Genomic DNA, 16,048 nt, shown 5'->3' on the forward strand with positions numbered 1-16,048 from the left:
GGTTACCTCAGGTAAAACGGCTTTTTGATTTTTTGAGGAACACCCCATGTTTAGCAATAACAGCGTCAGATTACGTCCACTGGAAAAGGATGACCTGTCGTTTGTTCACCGTCTTGATAATAACGCCAGCATCATGCGTTACTGGTTTGAAGAGCCTTACGAGGCGTTCGTCGAACTGACAGATCTCTATAACAAACATATTCATGACCAAAGCGAGCGTCGCTTTATTATTGAATTCCAGGGCGGGCCGGTCGGATTAGTCGAACTGGTCGAAATTAATCATATTCACCGCCGCGCGGAATTTCAGATAATCATCGACCCGCAGCATCAGGGTAAAGGCTTTGCCGGTGATGCCGTCCGTCTGGCCATGGATTATGCCTTCTCCGTTCTGAACCTCTATAAGCTGTATTTAATCGTCGACAAAGAAAATAAAAAGGCGATTCATATTTACAGCAAACTCGGATTTGAACTTGAAGGCGAACTGAAGCAGGAATTCTTTGTGAACGGCGAATATCGCAGCGCCATCCGCATGTGTATTTTCCAGCCTCAGTTCCTGGCGAAATATAAAACTAAGCCTGTTCAGGTCAAACCTGAATCTCTTATTGGTGCCAGCGCCGTCTGATTTCGCATAAATACCTTACCGGTGAGGGCGACAACGCCTTCACCGGTAAGACTTTTCCCGCTTTTGATCCTCATTTATTCCCCCTGCATAAACTCTCCTTAATTCATCCCCTGTAGTGTTGGACTTTCCTGTCAATCTTTCGCAATATTGGTAGTAGACACTAGGCCCTCTCACAAAAGGCTTCCTGTTGCGCCCGGCTTTGAAACAGACGGGTAACATGAAGATCACGTTGAGCTAAATTGCAGTGTTTTTCAGGCGATTTGCCTGTATGGGCCAGGTTGTAAGCCAAATGAACGGAGTGAAAATGGGTCAGGAAAAGCTTTATATCGAGAAAGAACTAAGCTGGCTGTCCTTCAATGAGCGCGTGTTGCAGGAAGCGGCAGACAAAAGTAATCCCCTGATCGAAAGGATGCGTTTTTTAGGGATTTACTCCAATAATCTGGATGAGTTTTATAAAGTCCGCTTTGCTGATTTAAAACGGCGGATCCTCATCAGTGAGGAACAGGGTTTTCTTGGCGCGTCCCGTCATTTGCTGAAAAAAATTCAGGCAAAAGTGCTTCGCATTGATCAGGAATTTGACAGTCTCTACAACGATTTACTGCTGGAAATGGCACGTAATCAAATTTTCCTGATTAACGAGCGTCAGGTGTCGGAAAACCAGCAAGCCTGGTTGCGTCAGTATTTCAAACATCAGCTGCGCCAGCACATTACGCCGATCCTCATTAATCACGACACCAATCTGGTGCAATTCCTCAAAGACGATTACACCTATCTGGCGGTAGAAATTATCCGCGGCGAAGAGATTCACTACGCCCTGCTGGAAATCCCGTCCGATAAAGTTCCGCGTTTCGTTAACCTGCCACCGGAAGCGCCGCGCCGCCGCAAGCCGATGATCCTGCTGGATAACATTCTGCGTTATTGCCTCGACGACATTTTCAAAGGCTTCTTCGATTACGATGCGCTGAATGCCTATTCGATGAAAATGACCCGCGACGCCGAATACGATCTGGTCACAGAAATGGAATCCAGCCTGCTGGAACTCATGTCATCGAGCCTGAAACAGCGTCTGACCGCTGAGCCGGTGCGTTTTGTCTATCAGCGCGACATGCCGGATGAAATGGTGGAATTGCTGCGCGGCAAGCTCGGTATTTCCAACTACGATTCTGTGATTGCCGGTGGCCGTTACCACAACTTTAAAGATTTCATTGGTTTCCCAAACGTCGGCAAAGCCAATCTGGTCAACCGCCCTCTGCCACGCCTGCGTCATTTGTGGTTCGATAAATTCCGTAACGGCTTTGCCGCCATTCGTGAACAGGACGTGTTGCTGTATTACCCATACCACACGTTTGAGCACGTTCTCGAACTGTTGCGCCAGGCATCGTTTGATCCGAACGTTTTATCGATAAAAATCAATATTTACCGCGTGGCAAAAGACTCACGCATTATTGAATCGATGATCCACGCCGCGCATAACGGCAAGAAAGTGACGGTTGTTGTTGAGTTGCAGGCGCGTTTCGATGAAGAAGCTAACATTCACTGGGCGAAACGTCTGACGGAAGCCGGTGTACACGTTATTTTCTCTGCGCCGGGTCTGAAAATTCACGCAAAACTCTTTCTTATCTCGCGCCGCGAAGGCGATGAAATTGTCCGCTATGCTCATATTGGGACCGGTAACTTTAACGAGAAAACCGCGCGGCTTTATACCGACTATTCGCTGCTGACCGCTGATGCGCGTATCACCAACGAAGTCCGTCGCGTCTTCAACTTTATTGAAAACCCTTACCGCCCGGTTTCTTTCGAACATCTGATGGTGTCGCCGCAAAACTCGCGCGACATGCTTTACCGCCTGATCGACAAAGAGATCGCCAACGTACAGGCTGGCGGAACCGGTGGCATTACGCTGAAAATCAACAATCTGGTGGACAAAGGGCTGATTGATCGTCTGTACGTCGCGTCGAATGTGGGCGTCAAAATCCGCCTGCTGATCCGCGGCATGTGTTCACTGGTGCCCAACTTACCCGGCTTCAGCGAAAACATTCAGGTCACCAGTATCATCGACCGCTATCTTGAACACGATCGCGTTTATGTCTTTGAAAATGGCGGCGATACCAAAGTCTTCCTGTCTTCCGCTGACTGGATGACCCGAAATATTGATTACCGCATTGAAGTGGCTGTCGCCCTGCTCGATCCGCGCCTGAAACAACGCGTTCTGGACATTCTCGAACTGCTGTTCAGCGACACGGTAAAAGCCAGAGTGATTGATAAAGAACTGAGCAACCGGTATGTTCCACGCGGAAATCGTCGCAAAGTGCGCGCACAACTGGCGATTTACGAATATCTCAAAGATCTGGAACAACAAAGTCAGCAAGCCTGAACCTCTGGAGCGTTACACAACTATGCCCCTTAAAAGCAGCAGCCCATTGAATGCCAAGCCACAGGAAATTGCTGCGATCGACCTCGGATCGAACAGTTTCCATATGGTGATCGCCCGCGTCGTTAACGGCGCATTGCAGGTGCTGGGACGCCTGAAACAGCGCGTTCACCTGGCCGATGGCCTCAACAATAAAAATGTGCTCAGTGAAGAAGCCATTCAACGCGGGCTGGATTGCCTGGCTTTATTTGCTGAACGCCTGCAGGGTTTTCCGGAAAATAACGTCACTATCGTTGGAACCCATACGCTGCGTCAGGCGGTGAACGCTGAGGAATTCCTCAAGCGCGCCGCCGAAGTAATCCCGTATCCGATAGAAATTATTTCCGGTCAGGAAGAAGCACGTCTGATTTTTATGGGCGTTGAACACACGCAACCTGAAAAAGGCCGCAAGCTGGTGGTCGACATTGGCGGCGGTTCGACTGAACTGGTCATCGGCGAAGATTTCGAGCCGCTACTGGCCGAAAGCCGCCGCATGGGCTGCGTCAGTTTTGCGCAAATGTTTTTCCCCGACGGTGAAATCAGCCGCAGCAATTTCAAACGCGCACAACTCGCCGCCGCACAGAAACTCGAAACACTGGCGTGGCAGTATCGTCTGCAAGGCTGGCAGTATGCGCTGGGTGCCTCAGGCAGTATCAAAGCCGCCCATGAAGTGCTGGTCGAAATGGGTGAAAAAGACGGTCTGATTACCCCTGAACGGCTGGAAATGCTGACCGAAGCCGTGCTGAACTTTAAGAATTTCAGTGCGCTGGAGTTGCCGGGCTTATCAGAAGATCGTCAGTCGGTATTCGTTCCCGGCCTGGCGATTCTGCGCGGCGTGTTTGATGCGCTGGCGGTGAAAGAATTACGCCTTTCCGACGGCGCGCTGCGTGAAGGCGTGTTGTATGAAATGGAAGGCCGGTTCCGTCATCAGGATATCCGCACCCGCACGGCGAAAAGCCTGGCCGAGCATTACAATATCGACCGGGAACAGGCGCGCCGCGTGCTTGAAACGACGGAACAGTTGTATGCCCAATGGCTGGCGCAAAATACCAAACTGGTACAGCCGCAGCTCGAATCTCTGCTGAAATTCAGCGCCATGCTGCATGAGGTCGGCCTGAGCATCAACCACACCGGCATGCACAAGCATTCTTCTTATATCCTGCAAAATACCAACTTGCCGGGCTTTAATCAGGAACAGCAAACGCTGCTGGCGACGCTGGTGCGTTTTCACCGCAAAGCCATCAAGCTCGAAGAACTGCCGCGCCTGAATTTGTTTAAGAAGAAGCATTATATTCCGCTGATTCAGCTGCTGCGTCTGGGGGCATTGCTCAACAACCAGCGCCAGTCGACAACCACGCCGGAATCCCTGCGGTTATCGACCGATGATAATCACTGGACGCTGCGTTTCCCGGCGGGATATCTGGCCCAGAATAACCTGGTTCAGCTCGATTTCGAACGCGAACAAAGCTACTGGAACGATGTCACGGGCTGGAAACTGATGCTCGAAGAAGAAGACGCTGAGCCTTCTGACAAATAAATCCGGACAATAAAAAAAGCCCTCTGGCATTTTATGCTCAGAGGGCTTTTAACTTTTCAGCGTACTGATAAATCAGTTTTTTTGAAATTCCAGCAGCGAGGCCAGCGGCAGAGGCTTGCCCACCAGATACCCCTGCATATAATCCACGCCCAGTGCGTGAAGTGCCGCTTTCTGCTCTTCGGTTTCCACGTATTCCGCCACAATCGACAGATGCTTCATGCGCGCCACCTGACAAATTGACTGCACAATGTATCCGTCCAGCGGATCAGTCAGCATGTTGCGCACAAAACTGCCGTCAATCTTCAAAATATCAGCCTGAATCGCCTTGAGGCGGCCATAACTGGCGTAACCGGTGCCGAAGTCGTCAATCGCAATCCGGCAGCCATAAGAACGCAGTTCACGCATCGCATAATCCGCATACTTCATGTTTTGAAGTAAATGCGATTCCGTAACTTCTAAAACGATCTGGAACGGTTCGATCTCAAATTCCAGCATCAGCGTTTTAAAATCGCGGGTAAACGTCGGGCGGCAAAGCGTGGATGGTGTAAAGTTCACGGCAAAGCGCAGGCTGGGAAGACGCACGCGGTTCTGATGAATAAACATTAGCGTGTGCCGCAGAACCCACATATCCATCTGATAAGAAAGACCGAACTCATGCACCACCGGCAGGAATTTATCCGGCGTCACCAGTGATTCCTGTTCACCATCAAACAGGCGCAGCAGAATCTCATGATAACTGTCGCCGCGCACGCCCAGTATCGGCTGCGCCATCAGCACAAAGCGGTCGTCATCAAGGGCACGCTGGATTTTATGCAGCATGTCGACTTTCTCTTTAATCTCCAGCTGAACCTGACTGTGGTCGCTTTTATTGGATTCTGGCTGACCGGTGGTCAGGGAAACTTCCGCAATACCACTGAGTTCGCCGAGCAAAATCGGCAAATGCTCAACCGGGGAATAGACTGTGCAATAGGATAAGCCGATGTTCGGATGCAGCGGCAGACCGTTCCAGATCAGCCGGAAATCTTCCAGATAATCATGCAAATACTGAAGCTTTTTATCGGCGTCTTCGCAGTTTAAACGCAGAACCAAATCATATCCCGGCAGGTGGTAAACCCGCTCACCGTCCTGCAAATAAGGATTCAGCCCCAGCGCCAGTTGCTGTTTAAACTGGATACGCAACTGCATGCCGTAGTTGCGGCTCAGCACATCCATGTCCGAAACGCGGATGAAGCACAACATTGAGCGCGGATGACGGGCCAGATCACGGTTAAACGCACGCAGGTTGGGCAGGCCAAAGACCGGATCCTGCAACGCCGCGGCGCTGAATTTTTTCATCAGCAAACGCTGACGGGAAGAAAGCACCGACATGAGTAACAGCGTCACGGTATAAACCAGCATGAGCGCAGAAACAAAGACCAGATTATGTGTAAACCCGTGTTCAGAGATAAAACCCTGATAGTTATTGAATAATACGGTAAGCGTAACCGTCCAGACGATGCTGATGAAGTAATAGCCATAACGCAGCGCGCCGAACAGCAGCACCGGGAAAAGCAGTGTCAGCGTATAGTCGCTGAGCAAAATCTTGGTAAACGGCTCGCTGAGCCCCGGAATGCACAGCAACGTCACCATGAAGGTCAGCACAACAAACCACAGCAGCACTTCGAGACGTTTCACGCCCGGCGCACGCTGTTTTCTCAACATCATGCGCAACACGCGGAAATAACGTGGCTGACGGATCAGGCGGATAACCAGATAAATAACGTGAGAGTTAAGCAAGATCCCTAAAATCATTGCCTGCAAATTGACCAGCGTTCTGAGGGTGACAAACTCTGCGGTCGCCATGCCCAGATAACCGGGTAAAAGCCCGCTTTCCACGACAATCTGCAAGACGATCATAAAAAAGAACGTCAGAAAAATCAGCAGCCAGCCAACACGAACTTTCGCCAGCGTCATTAATCCCAACGGAGCCGACCAGCGGTTCCCGGCCTGCCAGCGATAACCCAGCCATGCGAGAAACAGTGACGTGAAATAAATCACCGTCATCAGCACGCTCATGTCAAAACCGACACGCAGGTAATAACGCAGGAAAAGCGTGAGGACAATGCCCGGGAAAGCCGCCCAGTCAAATACCATCAGTAAGGCAACGCACGTTGCCAGCGGCATGTAGATCAGATACGTCCGGCCTTCCGGCAGCATAATGATCGGCGAAAGCCATGACGTCACTGGAATCAATACCAGCGCGCAAATAACGGGAAGTCCCCACCATTTGTGGCGCAGGTCATGCCAGGAGAAATTTTTACGCATCAAGTCCATCTACGTTTGCGCATGAGCTTCATGCAGCGGTGAGTGATTTAGGATGTCACGGACGTCAGGCAATCCGGCAGCAGTGGCGACAGGTCCGCTCTCCGTTATCATTGTAAAAATGTCATTTCACAGAAAAAAATGCGGAAGAAAAGAATACAGCGGACGAAAGCCTGGTCGCAGATATTTAAATTATGGCTGGATTCTAATGCGACTTATCTTAAATCCTTTGATGCAGATCATTAAACAGAATCTTTACGATTTTCACTAAAAATCATCCAAAACAAATTAATCACGCGATGAATGAAGTGAAAAATCTTATTTAGATTAGAATCATGAAACAAAGAGAAAAATTCTATGCAGTGAGGCTTTCACCGGAGGTCAAATCGCCTTTTTTGCGCTTTTTTTGATTATCTGGTTGCCCGTTTAGTTCTGTTATATATTGTAAATATTATTATTTATCCTCTTTCTTTCCCGCTACCGGAGCCAGGAACCACTTAAGCGATCTTAATTATGTCTCGAAAATCCAACATCAAGATGACGAAAATCGTTTTATCGATAAGCTTCATTATTTTGTTCGGCCGTCTCGTCTACTCAGCTATCGGCGCGTATACGCATCATCAGAACCAAAAACAGTCCGAAACGCCAACCGAAACCCGACGAGATCAGACCCCCGAAAAAACATGTACCGGCACGCTGAAAAGTTGCCGTTACTTCAAGGAATAAGGATCTCGAATGTCTGCCGAAAAACCTAAGAATTACGGCCAAAAGCTGGCGGAAAGCCGCAGCAGGATCCTCGATCTCCTTCTGAATACCGACAATCTGGCTGAGAGCATACTGGGCGAAGACCTGGATGTGGATGACGCAACGCGTGCCACGCTGATGGATAACACCGCCGAACTCAGCGCGCGCGTACAAAAACTGCATGCGGCGGACGTCGCCGACGTGCTGGAAGCATTACCTATCCGTGAACGTCTGGCGTTGTGGAGCCTGGTTGAGCCGTCGGCGCGCGGTAAAGCGCTGGTCGAAGTTTCAGAAACCGTCTGGGACAGCCTGATTGAAGAGATGAGCGATAAAGACCTGCTCAAAACCATGTCGCTGCTCGACGTGGACGATCAGGTGTATCTCGCCGAATACCTTCCGCGTGACCTGATTGGCCGGGTTCTGACGTCGCTCGACCCGCGCCAGCGCGATAAAGTCCGCGAAGTCATGAAGTTCAGCAAGGAATGCGTGGGCCGTATCATGGATTTCGAGCTGCTGAGCGTTCGCCCGGATGTCACGCTGGGCACCGTGCAGCGCTTTCTTCGTCTGCGTAAAACCATTCCGCAAGCGACCGATAAGTTATTCATTACCGACCGGAAAAATACGCTGCTCGGCGAACTCCCGCTGACCACAATTTTACTGAACCCGCCGCATACGCCGGTTTCTGACGTCATGATCACCGACTTCACCAGTTTTGAGCCGGAAGATAAGGCCGAAGACGCAGCCAGCGCGTTTGAACGTTATGACCTGATTACCGCCCCGGTGGTGGATAAAAAAGGCAAACTGATGGGACGTCTGGCGGTGGAAGAGATTGTTGATTTCGTGAATAACGACACCGACAGCAATCTGCGCCGGATGGGCGGCCTGAGCCCGGAAGAAGATGTGTTTTCTCCGGTCAGAAAGGCCGTACGAAACCGCTGGGCCTGGCTGGCTATCAATTTGTGTACGGCGTTTGTCGCCTCGCGCGTTATCGGCCTGTTTGAACATACTATTTCACAACTTGTGGCCCTTGCCGCGCTGATGCCGATTGTCGCCGGGATCGGCGGTAATACCGGCAATCAAACCATCACGATGATTGTCCGCGGGCTGGCGCTACACCATGTTCAGCTCGGTAACCTAAGATTTCTGATGTTCAGGGAGTTGGGTGTAGCGCTGATCAACGGCCTGGTTTGGGGCGGGCTGATGGGCGTGGTGACGTGGCTGCTGTACAGCGACTGGCAGATGGGCGCTGTGATGACGCTGGCGATGGTGCTGAATCTCCTGCTGGCCGCGCTGATGGGCGTGGTTATTCCTCTGACCATGGTTCGCCTTGGCCGTGACCCTGCCGTGGGTTCCAGCGTGATGATCACCGCGCTGACTGACACCGGCGGTTTCTTTATCTTCCTGGGCCTTGCCACTATTTTCTTGCTTTGACGCACACTTTCCGGCTTTCGGGCCGGAATATTCGTTATCTATTACACCGTAATGTAGAATTTATATTAATAATTCATTCTGATTTTCCGATACTGATAACATGCCGCCGCGCGATCCCCACACTGCCGCGACGAGTAAAAAATAGAACAACAGCTATTACTGCATTTGTTTGTCATTCGCCGCCGGTCAGAAAAGGGTTTTCATCGTGGAAAGAAGCCAACCACCTTCTCTCATAGTTCACAGGGCAGACTGGAAAGCCCCCCTGCTTTTAGGTATTGCTATCTGCCTGCTGGCGCTTGCGTGCATGAACGTTATTCAGAGACAGTCGAGCCTGGCGGGTTTATGGCTGCCCACTGCGTTGCTTATCCCGGTCCTTTTTCATCACCCTTATCGCCAGTGGCTGCCGTTGCTTTGCGCCGCGTCTCTGGGCATTGCCGCCGCCCATGCGGTCATGGGCACGCCGTTCCCGCGCTATTTTCCTTATCTGCTCAACAACCTGATTGAAGCTTCTTTGTGTGCAGTATTGTTGCGCCGGATGTTGCCACAGCGGGATCCGCTTTCCGGTCTCGGTTCCTGGGTGAAGTTTTTGCTGATTGCCGTGGTTTTCTGCCCGCTGGTCAGTTCGGTGATCATGATGCTGTTCATCCTGCACATTCATTCACCAGGCGAATTGCAAAACCGTTTTGCAACCTGGTTTATGTCTGAGGCCGTGGCGATCCTGGCACTCACGCCGCTGGGGCTGATTTATCAGCGCGGATATTTCAGCAAAAATCTCACTTCTCAGCGTTTTTTTGAGCTGACTCTGACACTGGTTCTGACGCTGATCGCCGGTTTTCTCGCACTGAAATGGCTGCCTTACACCTTCGCGTTTATCACCATTCCGCTGCTGTGGTGCGCCATCCGCCTGCCGCGTATTGAAGCCTTTATTATTTTCCTTTCGATGACCCTGATGATTGCTCTGCTGCACACCAGCGGGATTATCAACGTTCAGCCCCATACAGTGATGCAAATCCCGCAGGGGTTAATTTTCCTGCCGCTTCTGCTGATCCTGATGCCAGCTAATGCGATGGCCATGGCCATGCATTCCTTGCGCATGGAGAAATCGCACATTACCCAGAGCGAAAACCGCTTTCGTAATGCCATGGAATATTCGGCCATCGGAATGACACTGGTTTCTCCGCAGGGAAAACTGCTCCAGGTCAACAAGGCGCTGTGCAACCTTTTGGGTTATGAAGCAGAGTATCTGACTACGCTGTCGTTTCAGGAAATAACCTATCAGGAAGACTTAGGCAAAGATCTCACGTTGTTCAAGCAGTTGCTTGATGATGAAATCCAGAGCTACACCATGGAAAAACGCTATTTATGCCGCAATGGTGAACTCGTCTGGGCTTTGCTGGCGGTTTCGCTGGTGCGTGATGAACACCACAACCCGCTGTATTTCATTTCTCAGATTGAGGATATTAACGAACTCAAACACACGGAAATGACCAACAAACGGCTGTCTGAAGCGCTGCATGAAGAAAAAGAGCTGCTGCACATCACCCTGAATTCGATCAATGAAGCCGTGATTTCCACCGACCGGAATATGAATATTACGTTCATGAATCCGGTGGCGGAGAAAATGACCGGCTGGTCAGAGCAGCAGGCGCAGGGGCAGCCGGTAAACCGGATCGTGTTGATCAGCAAAGGGCCTGACGGGCCGCTTATCGACAACCTGCTGCAATTTGATATCAACGAAAACCTGCACTCTTCCGTGGAACGTTCCCTTGTGCTGCACGGCCACGACACCGGTTTGTTTGATGTCCAGCTGGCCGTTTCGCCGCTGCGCACGCTGAAAGATGAGCCGATCGGTATCGTGCTGGTACTTCAGGACGTCAGTAAATCCCGCGAGCTGATGCGCAAACTCAGCTACAGCGCGTCCCACGATTTGCTGACCGGCCTGTCTAACCGCGGCAGTTTTGAATCGAGCCTGAAAAAAGCGCTAAACCTGACGGCGACGCGTCATCAGGTTCACACGCTGGCGTTTATCGATCTCGACCGTTTCAAAGCGATCAATGACAGTGCGGGCCACGCAGCGGGCGATGAGTTGTTGCGTCAGCTGAGCACGCTGATGCAGGAACATATCCGCAACAGCGATCGTCTCGCGCGTCTGGGTGGTGATGAATTTGCGCTGATTCTGTTTGATTGTCCGATGGAACAAGGGCTCGGCATGGTTCAGCAACTGGTGGATAAGATCAACGCGTACCACTTTATGTGGGAAGAGAAAATGTACCGCATCGGCGCCAGCGCAGGGCTGACGCAAATTTGTAATCCGCACATCAGCGGGAGTGAATTTATGGCGCAGGCCGATATGGCCTGTTATACCGCCAAACGTAACGGCCGCGGGCAGGTTTTCAAATACGAAGCCGACCAGAAAACCGCAACCGCCCACGCCCCGCAATCCGTGTCGCCGCCTCAGAACGGAACGGAATAGTCAGGGCAAATCAGGCTGCCAGTCATTGTTGAACCATAAATGCAGCGTGGCGTAAGTGCGCCACGGCTTCCAGACCTCGGCGTAACGGGCGATTTTCCCCGGCGTCATTCCGGGAAAGCGCTGCTTAATCAGATAATCGCCGCCCAGAAAAACATCAGGCGCAGACCACGCGCGCATCGCCACATAACTCGCCGTCCAGCTGCCAATGCCCGGCATCGCCAGCAACTGTCTGACACCTTCCTGCACATCGGTAATGTCATCGAGCGGCAACCGCCCTTCTTCCACCGATTGTGCAATATTAATCAGGCACGCCGCGCGTTTGGCCTGCACACCGATACCGCGTAAATCATCGACCATTAATTTCGCGATTGCCGCCGGAGACGGAAACAGATGCGTCAGCGCCGCAAAAGGCGTGCTCAGCGGTTCGCCCCATTTTTCCGTCAGCCGCGTCGCCAGCGTTGCCGCCATTTTCACACTGACCAGCTGACCCAGTATCGCCCTCACCGTCAGCTCAAAACGATTTATACAGCCCGGCAGACGGAGTCCCACGGCATTTTCGGCCAGCGGACCTAAACCTTCAGCGATCAGTAATGGCTGCGCATCCAGATCCAGTAACCGCCGCACCTGCTGCGCTACATTTTCTGCAACCGGAGCCAGCGACGGCGAAACCTCCAGTTCGACACTGTTAAGGTCCGGCAAAGGACGCAACCGCAACCAGCCGCTCAGCCGCACGCCGTTGTGCATCACCGCCAGTGTGCGCTGATAAAATTCGCCGTCCTGCTGCTCGATGCCCTGCAAGGCACGTGCGCCAAGAAACGCGGTCATCCACTGCCAGTCATACGGAGGCTGATACGTCAGAAGCATTTGAGTCACAGGACAGTCCTTATAAAAAAGCCTCCAGAAAGGAGGCTGTTGAGATCTTGCATCTCCAAAAAAATGGAGTCTGAAGGAGATTATTTACGGCGCCAGGTGGTTCCGTTTGCCCCATCTTCCAGCACGATACCCATTTCATTCAGGCGGTCGCGCGCCTTATCCGCCATGCTCCAGTCTTTGCTGGCGCGGGCATCGTTACGCTGTTTGATTAACGCTTCGATTTCAGCGACTTCATCGTCATTATCTGCCTGCGCACCGGATTTCAGGAACTGCTCCGGATCTTGCTCCAGCAAGCCGAGCACGCCCGCCAGCTGACGCAGTTCTGCTGCCAGACCGTTTGCCGCCGCCATATCTTCCGTTTTCAGACGGTTAATGTCGCGCGCCATATCGAACAGCACGGAATAGGCTTCCGGCGTATTAAAATCGTCGTCCATTGCCGCACGAAAACGCGCCACAAACGTGTCGCCACCGGCAGGCGTTGCGCTGGCGTCAGTACCACGCAGAGAGGTGTACAGACGTTCCATCGAGGTACGCGCAAGTTTCAGGTTCTCTTCGCTGTAATTCAGCTGGCTACGATAGTGGCCGGACATCAGGAAGTAACGCACGCTTTCCGCATCGTAATATTTCAGCACATCGCGCACGGTAAAGAAGTTATCCAGCGATTTGGACATCTTTTCGCGGTCAATCATGACCATGCCGGAGTGCATCCAGGTGTTCACATACGGGCCGTCGTGTGCGCAGCTTGACTGCGCAATTTCGTTTTCGTGGTGCGGGAACATCAGGTCTGAACCGCCGCCATGAATGTCAAAGTGCGCACCGAGCTGCTTGCAGTTCATCGCAGAACACTCAATGTGCCAGCCCGGGCGGCCCTCGCCCCACGGAGAGGTCCAGCTCGGTTCGCCCGGTTTGGACATTTTCCACAGCACGAAATCCATCGGATTACGCTTCACGTTAGCTTCAACTTCGACGCGTGCGCCAGCCTGCAACTGATCCAAATCCTGACGGGATAACACGCCGTAATCCGGGTCGCTCTCTACCCAGAACATCACGTCGCCATTGGAGGCGACATAAGCGTGATCGCGGTCGATCAGCTTCTGCACGATATCGATGATTTCATGAATGTGTCCGGTCGCGCGCGGCTCAGAATCCGGCGGCAGAATATTCAGGGCAGCAAAATCCGCGTGCATTTCGGCGATCATACGGTCGGTCAATGCCATAAAAGTTTCGCCATTTTCAGCGGCACGTTTAATGATTTTGTCGTCGATATCGGTGATGTTACGCACATATTTCAGGTCATAACCGAGGTAACGCAGGTAACGCGATACCACATCGAAAGACACAAAGGTGCGGCCATGGCCGATATGACACAGGTCGTAAACAGTGATCCCACACACGTACATCCCGACTTTACCGGCATGAATTGGCTTGAATTCCTCTTTTTGGCGACTCAGGGTATTAAAAATCTTCAGCATCAGGCTATTCCGTGTGTTGGGCGTAGAAAATGACGTTGGCGCAGTTAAGCGACACTAACGGCCATAATATAACGAAAATGATTTCACCGAAACGGCATAAGGCCGCCGGACGGGCTTTAGTGGTCACAAAGGCGCTGCTGACGGCAACTTTTGAGTTATGGTATAAGAAAAGGCTATAGTAACGACTCTTACAGAGAGCACACATCAACATTAGCAGGATGATAATTATGGTCACTTTCCACACCAACCACGGCGACATCGTCATTAAAACTTTCGCTGACAAAGCGCCAGCCACGGTTGAAAACTTCCTGAACTATTGCCGTAAAGGCTTCTACGACAACACAATTTTCCATCGTGTGATTAACGGTTTCATGATCCAGGGCGGCGGTTTTGAGCCAGGCATGAACCAGAAAAACACTGACGCACCTATCGATAACGAAGCGGATAACGGCCTGAAAAACACCAAAGGCACGCTGGCGATGGCGCGTACTAACGATCCGCATTCTGCCACCGCACAGTTCTTCATCAACGTTACTGACAACGATTTCCTTAACCACAGCGGCAAAAACGCGCAGGGTTGGGGCTACTGCGTATTTGCAGAAGTGGTTGAAGGTCAGGACGTGGTTGACGCAATCAAAGCCGTGAAAACAGGCCGCAGCGGTATGCACCAGGACGTTCCAAAAGAAGATGTTGTGATCAAAAGCGTCACCATCAGCGAATAATTAGCGTCGGGATGACCACGTTTTTTATCGCAGATATCCATCTTTGCGCACAGGAACCGGCAATCACTGCCGGTTTTCTGCGTTTTCTTCGCGAAGATGCGCCGCAGGCTGATGCGCTGTACATTCTCGGGGATTTATTCGAAGCCTGGATTGGTGACGATGACCCGGAACCGTTACACGCAGAAATCGCTGCGGCGTTAAACCAGCTCCGCCAGCAAGGCGTGCCCTGCTTTTTCATCCACGGTAACCGCGATTTTCTGCTCGGCAGACGTTTTGCGCGTGAAAGCCTGATGACGCTGCTGCCAGAGAAAAAAGTTCTCGAGCTTTATGGCCGCCGCGTGCTCATCCTGCACGGCGACACGCTGTGTACCGATGACGTTGCCTATCAGAATTTCCGCAAAAAAGTTCATAACCCGTTTATCCAGAAATTATTCCTGATGCTGCCTCTGAAATGGCGACTGGCGATTGCCGCAAAAATGCGCGCCAACAGCAAAGCGTCTAATCAGGGAAAATCGCTGGAAATTATGGACGTGAATCCGCAGGCGGTGATCAGTGAAATGCAGGCGGCAGGCGTCGAGTGGATGATCCACGGGCACACGCACCGCCCGGCTATTCATGATGTGCCTTTAGAAAATAAAACCGGCCACCGCGTAGTACTCGGCGCATGGCACGAAGAAGGCTCGATGGTGAAAGTCACCGCCGGTAACGTGGAACTGATCAGCTTCCCGTTTTAAGCCCGCAGACTGGGACTCCACTGTGGAAACGGAATTGTTCATCTGGCGTTAAGATCAGTTCCGCTTCAATCCTGCCAAACTCCTCCACCCGTTCACTGATATCGGTTCCCGCATACTGTTCGGCCAGCGCCAGATAATCGGCAAAATGGCGTGATTCTGAGCGCAACAGCGACGTATAAAAGCGTGACAGGGTTTCATCGAGATGCGGAGCAATCTTGGCAAATCGCTCGCAGGAACGCGCTTCGATGTACGCACCAATAATCAGACGGTCCACCAGAATATTCAGGTCATCATGATGGCGGGTATGTTTAATCATGCCACTGGCGTAGCGCGACGGTGAAAGCTGGGTATAAGTAATATTGCGTTTCTGCATGATTTCCACCACCTGCTCAAAGTGATGAAGCTCTTCGCGCGCCAGACGTGCCGCGCAAAACAGCAACTCGGTACGCTCAAGATATTTGGTCATCAGGCTCATCGCCGTGGCCGCCGCCTTCTTTTCACAGTTAGCGTGGTCAATCAGCATGACCGTCTGATTTTCCAGCGCCACATCCACCCATAACGCAGGTGTTTCACAGTGAAGAAAATCATAAATCGGTGCCAGTAAAGCCTGCGTCATAGTTCAGTTTCCAGTGGGGATGGCGAATATTATCGTGGCTGGGATTATACAAATCTGTCGCGCACTTCTCATCAAAAATGCACCGTATTCCGGCTACGCAACCGTTTTCCTTG

The 16,048-nt window shown here is 51.7% G+C and carries 12 protein-coding genes; 8 read left to right on the forward strand and 4 right to left on the reverse strand.

Translation table 11 applies throughout. The features are described from left to right. The first annotated feature begins 46 nt into the window (after window positions 1-46). From speG to ppx, 3 genes are all read left to right on the forward strand, one after another. Entirely contained in the window at window positions 47-622 is a 576-nt protein-coding gene (gene speG, locus J1782_RS12140) for a spermidine N1-acetyltransferase (RefSeq protein WP_152327934.1), read from the forward strand. 304 nt (window positions 623-926) lie between these two features. Further along, window positions 927-2,996, forward strand: coding sequence for a polyphosphate kinase 1 (gene ppk1 / locus J1782_RS12145; protein WP_152327933.1), 2,070 nt, complete (start codon window positions 927-929; stop codon window positions 2,994-2,996). A gap of 22 nt (window positions 2,997-3,018) precedes the next feature. Next, complete coding sequence (ppx, locus tag J1782_RS12150; RefSeq protein WP_152327932.1) at window positions 3,019-4,569, forward strand: exopolyphosphatase; 1,551 nt, start codon at window positions 3,019-3,021, stop codon at window positions 4,567-4,569. Between the two features lie 72 nt (window positions 4,570-4,641). Here ppx and J1782_RS12155 read toward each other — a convergent pair whose 3' ends face one another. Then, window positions 4,642-6,873 (reverse strand): EAL domain-containing protein, encoded by a 2,232-nt coding sequence (locus J1782_RS12155; protein WP_235937366.1) that lies wholly within the window; start codon window positions 6,871-6,873, stop codon window positions 4,642-4,644. Window positions 6,874-7,383: 510 nt separating this feature from the next. Here J1782_RS12155 and J1782_RS26390 point away from each other — a divergent pair. From J1782_RS26390 to J1782_RS12165, 3 genes are all read left to right on the forward strand, one after another. Then, on the forward strand, window positions 7,384-7,596 hold the full coding sequence (locus J1782_RS26390; RefSeq protein ID WP_152327930.1) for a YfgG family protein: 213 nt from the start codon (window positions 7,384-7,386) through the stop codon (window positions 7,594-7,596). A gap of 9 nt (window positions 7,597-7,605) precedes the next feature. After that, complete coding sequence (gene mgtE / locus J1782_RS12160; protein ID WP_208949917.1) at window positions 7,606-9,045, forward strand: magnesium transporter; 1,440 nt, start codon at window positions 7,606-7,608, stop codon at window positions 9,043-9,045. Window positions 9,046-9,250: 205 nt separating this feature from the next. Continuing rightward, window positions 9,251-11,518: a PAS domain S-box protein gene (locus J1782_RS12165; protein ID WP_217153235.1), complete on the forward strand. Its 2,268-nt coding sequence runs from the start codon at window positions 9,251-9,253 to the stop codon at window positions 11,516-11,518. Here the strand turns inward: J1782_RS12165 and alkA are convergent, their stop codons facing one another. Both alkA and cysS read right to left on the reverse strand, forming a co-directional pair. Continuing rightward, window positions 11,519-12,382: a DNA-3-methyladenine glycosylase 2 gene (alkA, locus tag J1782_RS12170; protein ID WP_254303067.1), complete on the reverse strand. Its 864-nt coding sequence runs from the start codon at window positions 12,380-12,382 to the stop codon at window positions 11,519-11,521. Between the two features lie 89 nt (window positions 12,383-12,471). Beyond that, window positions 12,472-13,863, reverse strand: a complete 1,392-nt coding sequence (gene cysS, locus J1782_RS12175) for a cysteine--tRNA ligase (RefSeq protein WP_217153237.1) — start codon at window positions 13,861-13,863, stop codon at window positions 12,472-12,474. A 227-nt stretch (window positions 13,864-14,090) separates the two neighbouring features. On the opposite strand from cysS, the gene ppiB reads away from it, so the two are divergent. Beyond that, entirely contained in the window at window positions 14,091-14,585 is a 495-nt protein-coding gene (gene ppiB / locus J1782_RS12180; RefSeq protein WP_152327925.1) for a peptidylprolyl isomerase B, read from the forward strand. Window positions 14,586-14,596: 11 nt separating this feature from the next. Then, window positions 14,597-15,319 (forward strand): UDP-2,3-diacylglucosamine diphosphatase, encoded by a 723-nt coding sequence (gene lpxH, locus J1782_RS12185; protein ID WP_152327924.1) that lies wholly within the window; start codon window positions 14,597-14,599, stop codon window positions 15,317-15,319. Here lpxH and J1782_RS12190 read toward each other — a convergent pair. Beyond that, a complete protein-coding gene (locus J1782_RS12190) occupies window positions 15,303-15,935 on the reverse strand; it encodes a tRNA-(ms[2]io[6]A)-hydroxylase (RefSeq protein WP_152327923.1) in 633 nt (210 codons plus the stop codon). The two genes, lpxH and J1782_RS12190, sit on opposite strands and share 17 nt — an antisense overlap. Window positions 15,936-16,048 lie beyond the last annotated feature (113 nt).

The sequence above is a fragment of the Rahnella sp. BCC 1045 genome (assembly GCF_019049615.1).
GTDB lineage: Bacteria > Pseudomonadota > Gammaproteobacteria > Enterobacterales > Enterobacteriaceae > Rahnella > Rahnella contaminans.

Excerpts from the sequence above, each read along its gene's own strand:
- speG (WP_152327934.1), top strand. The coding sequence starts at position 47 with ATGTTTAGCAATAACAGCGTCAGATTACGTCCACTGGAAAAGGATGAC.
- ppk1 (WP_152327933.1), top strand. The coding sequence starts at position 927 with ATGGGTCAGGAAAAGCTTTATATCGAGAAAGAACTAAGCTGGCTGTCC.
- ppx (WP_152327932.1), top strand. The coding sequence starts at position 3,019 with ATGCCCCTTAAAAGCAGCAGCCCATTGAATGCCAAGCCACAGGAAATT.
- J1782_RS12155 (WP_235937366.1), bottom strand. The coding sequence starts at position 6,873 with ATGCGTAAAAATTTCTCCTGGCATGACCTGCGCCACAAATGGTGGGGA.
- J1782_RS26390 (WP_152327930.1), top strand. The coding sequence starts at position 7,384 with ATGTCTCGAAAATCCAACATCAAGATGACGAAAATCGTTTTATCGATA.
- mgtE (WP_208949917.1), top strand. The coding sequence starts at position 7,606 with ATGTCTGCCGAAAAACCTAAGAATTACGGCCAAAAGCTGGCGGAAAGC.
- alkA (WP_254303067.1), bottom strand. The coding sequence starts at position 12,382 with ATGCTTCTGACGTATCAGCCTCCGTATGACTGGCAGTGGATGACCGCG.
- cysS (WP_217153237.1), bottom strand. The coding sequence starts at position 13,863 with ATGCTGAAGATTTTTAATACCCTGAGTCGCCAAAAAGAGGAATTCAAG.
- ppiB (WP_152327925.1), top strand. The coding sequence starts at position 14,091 with ATGGTCACTTTCCACACCAACCACGGCGACATCGTCATTAAAACTTTC.
- lpxH (WP_152327924.1), top strand. The coding sequence starts at position 14,597 with ATGACCACGTTTTTTATCGCAGATATCCATCTTTGCGCACAGGAACCG.
- J1782_RS12190 (WP_152327923.1), bottom strand. The coding sequence starts at position 15,935 with ATGACGCAGGCTTTACTGGCACCGATTTATGATTTTCTTCACTGTGAA.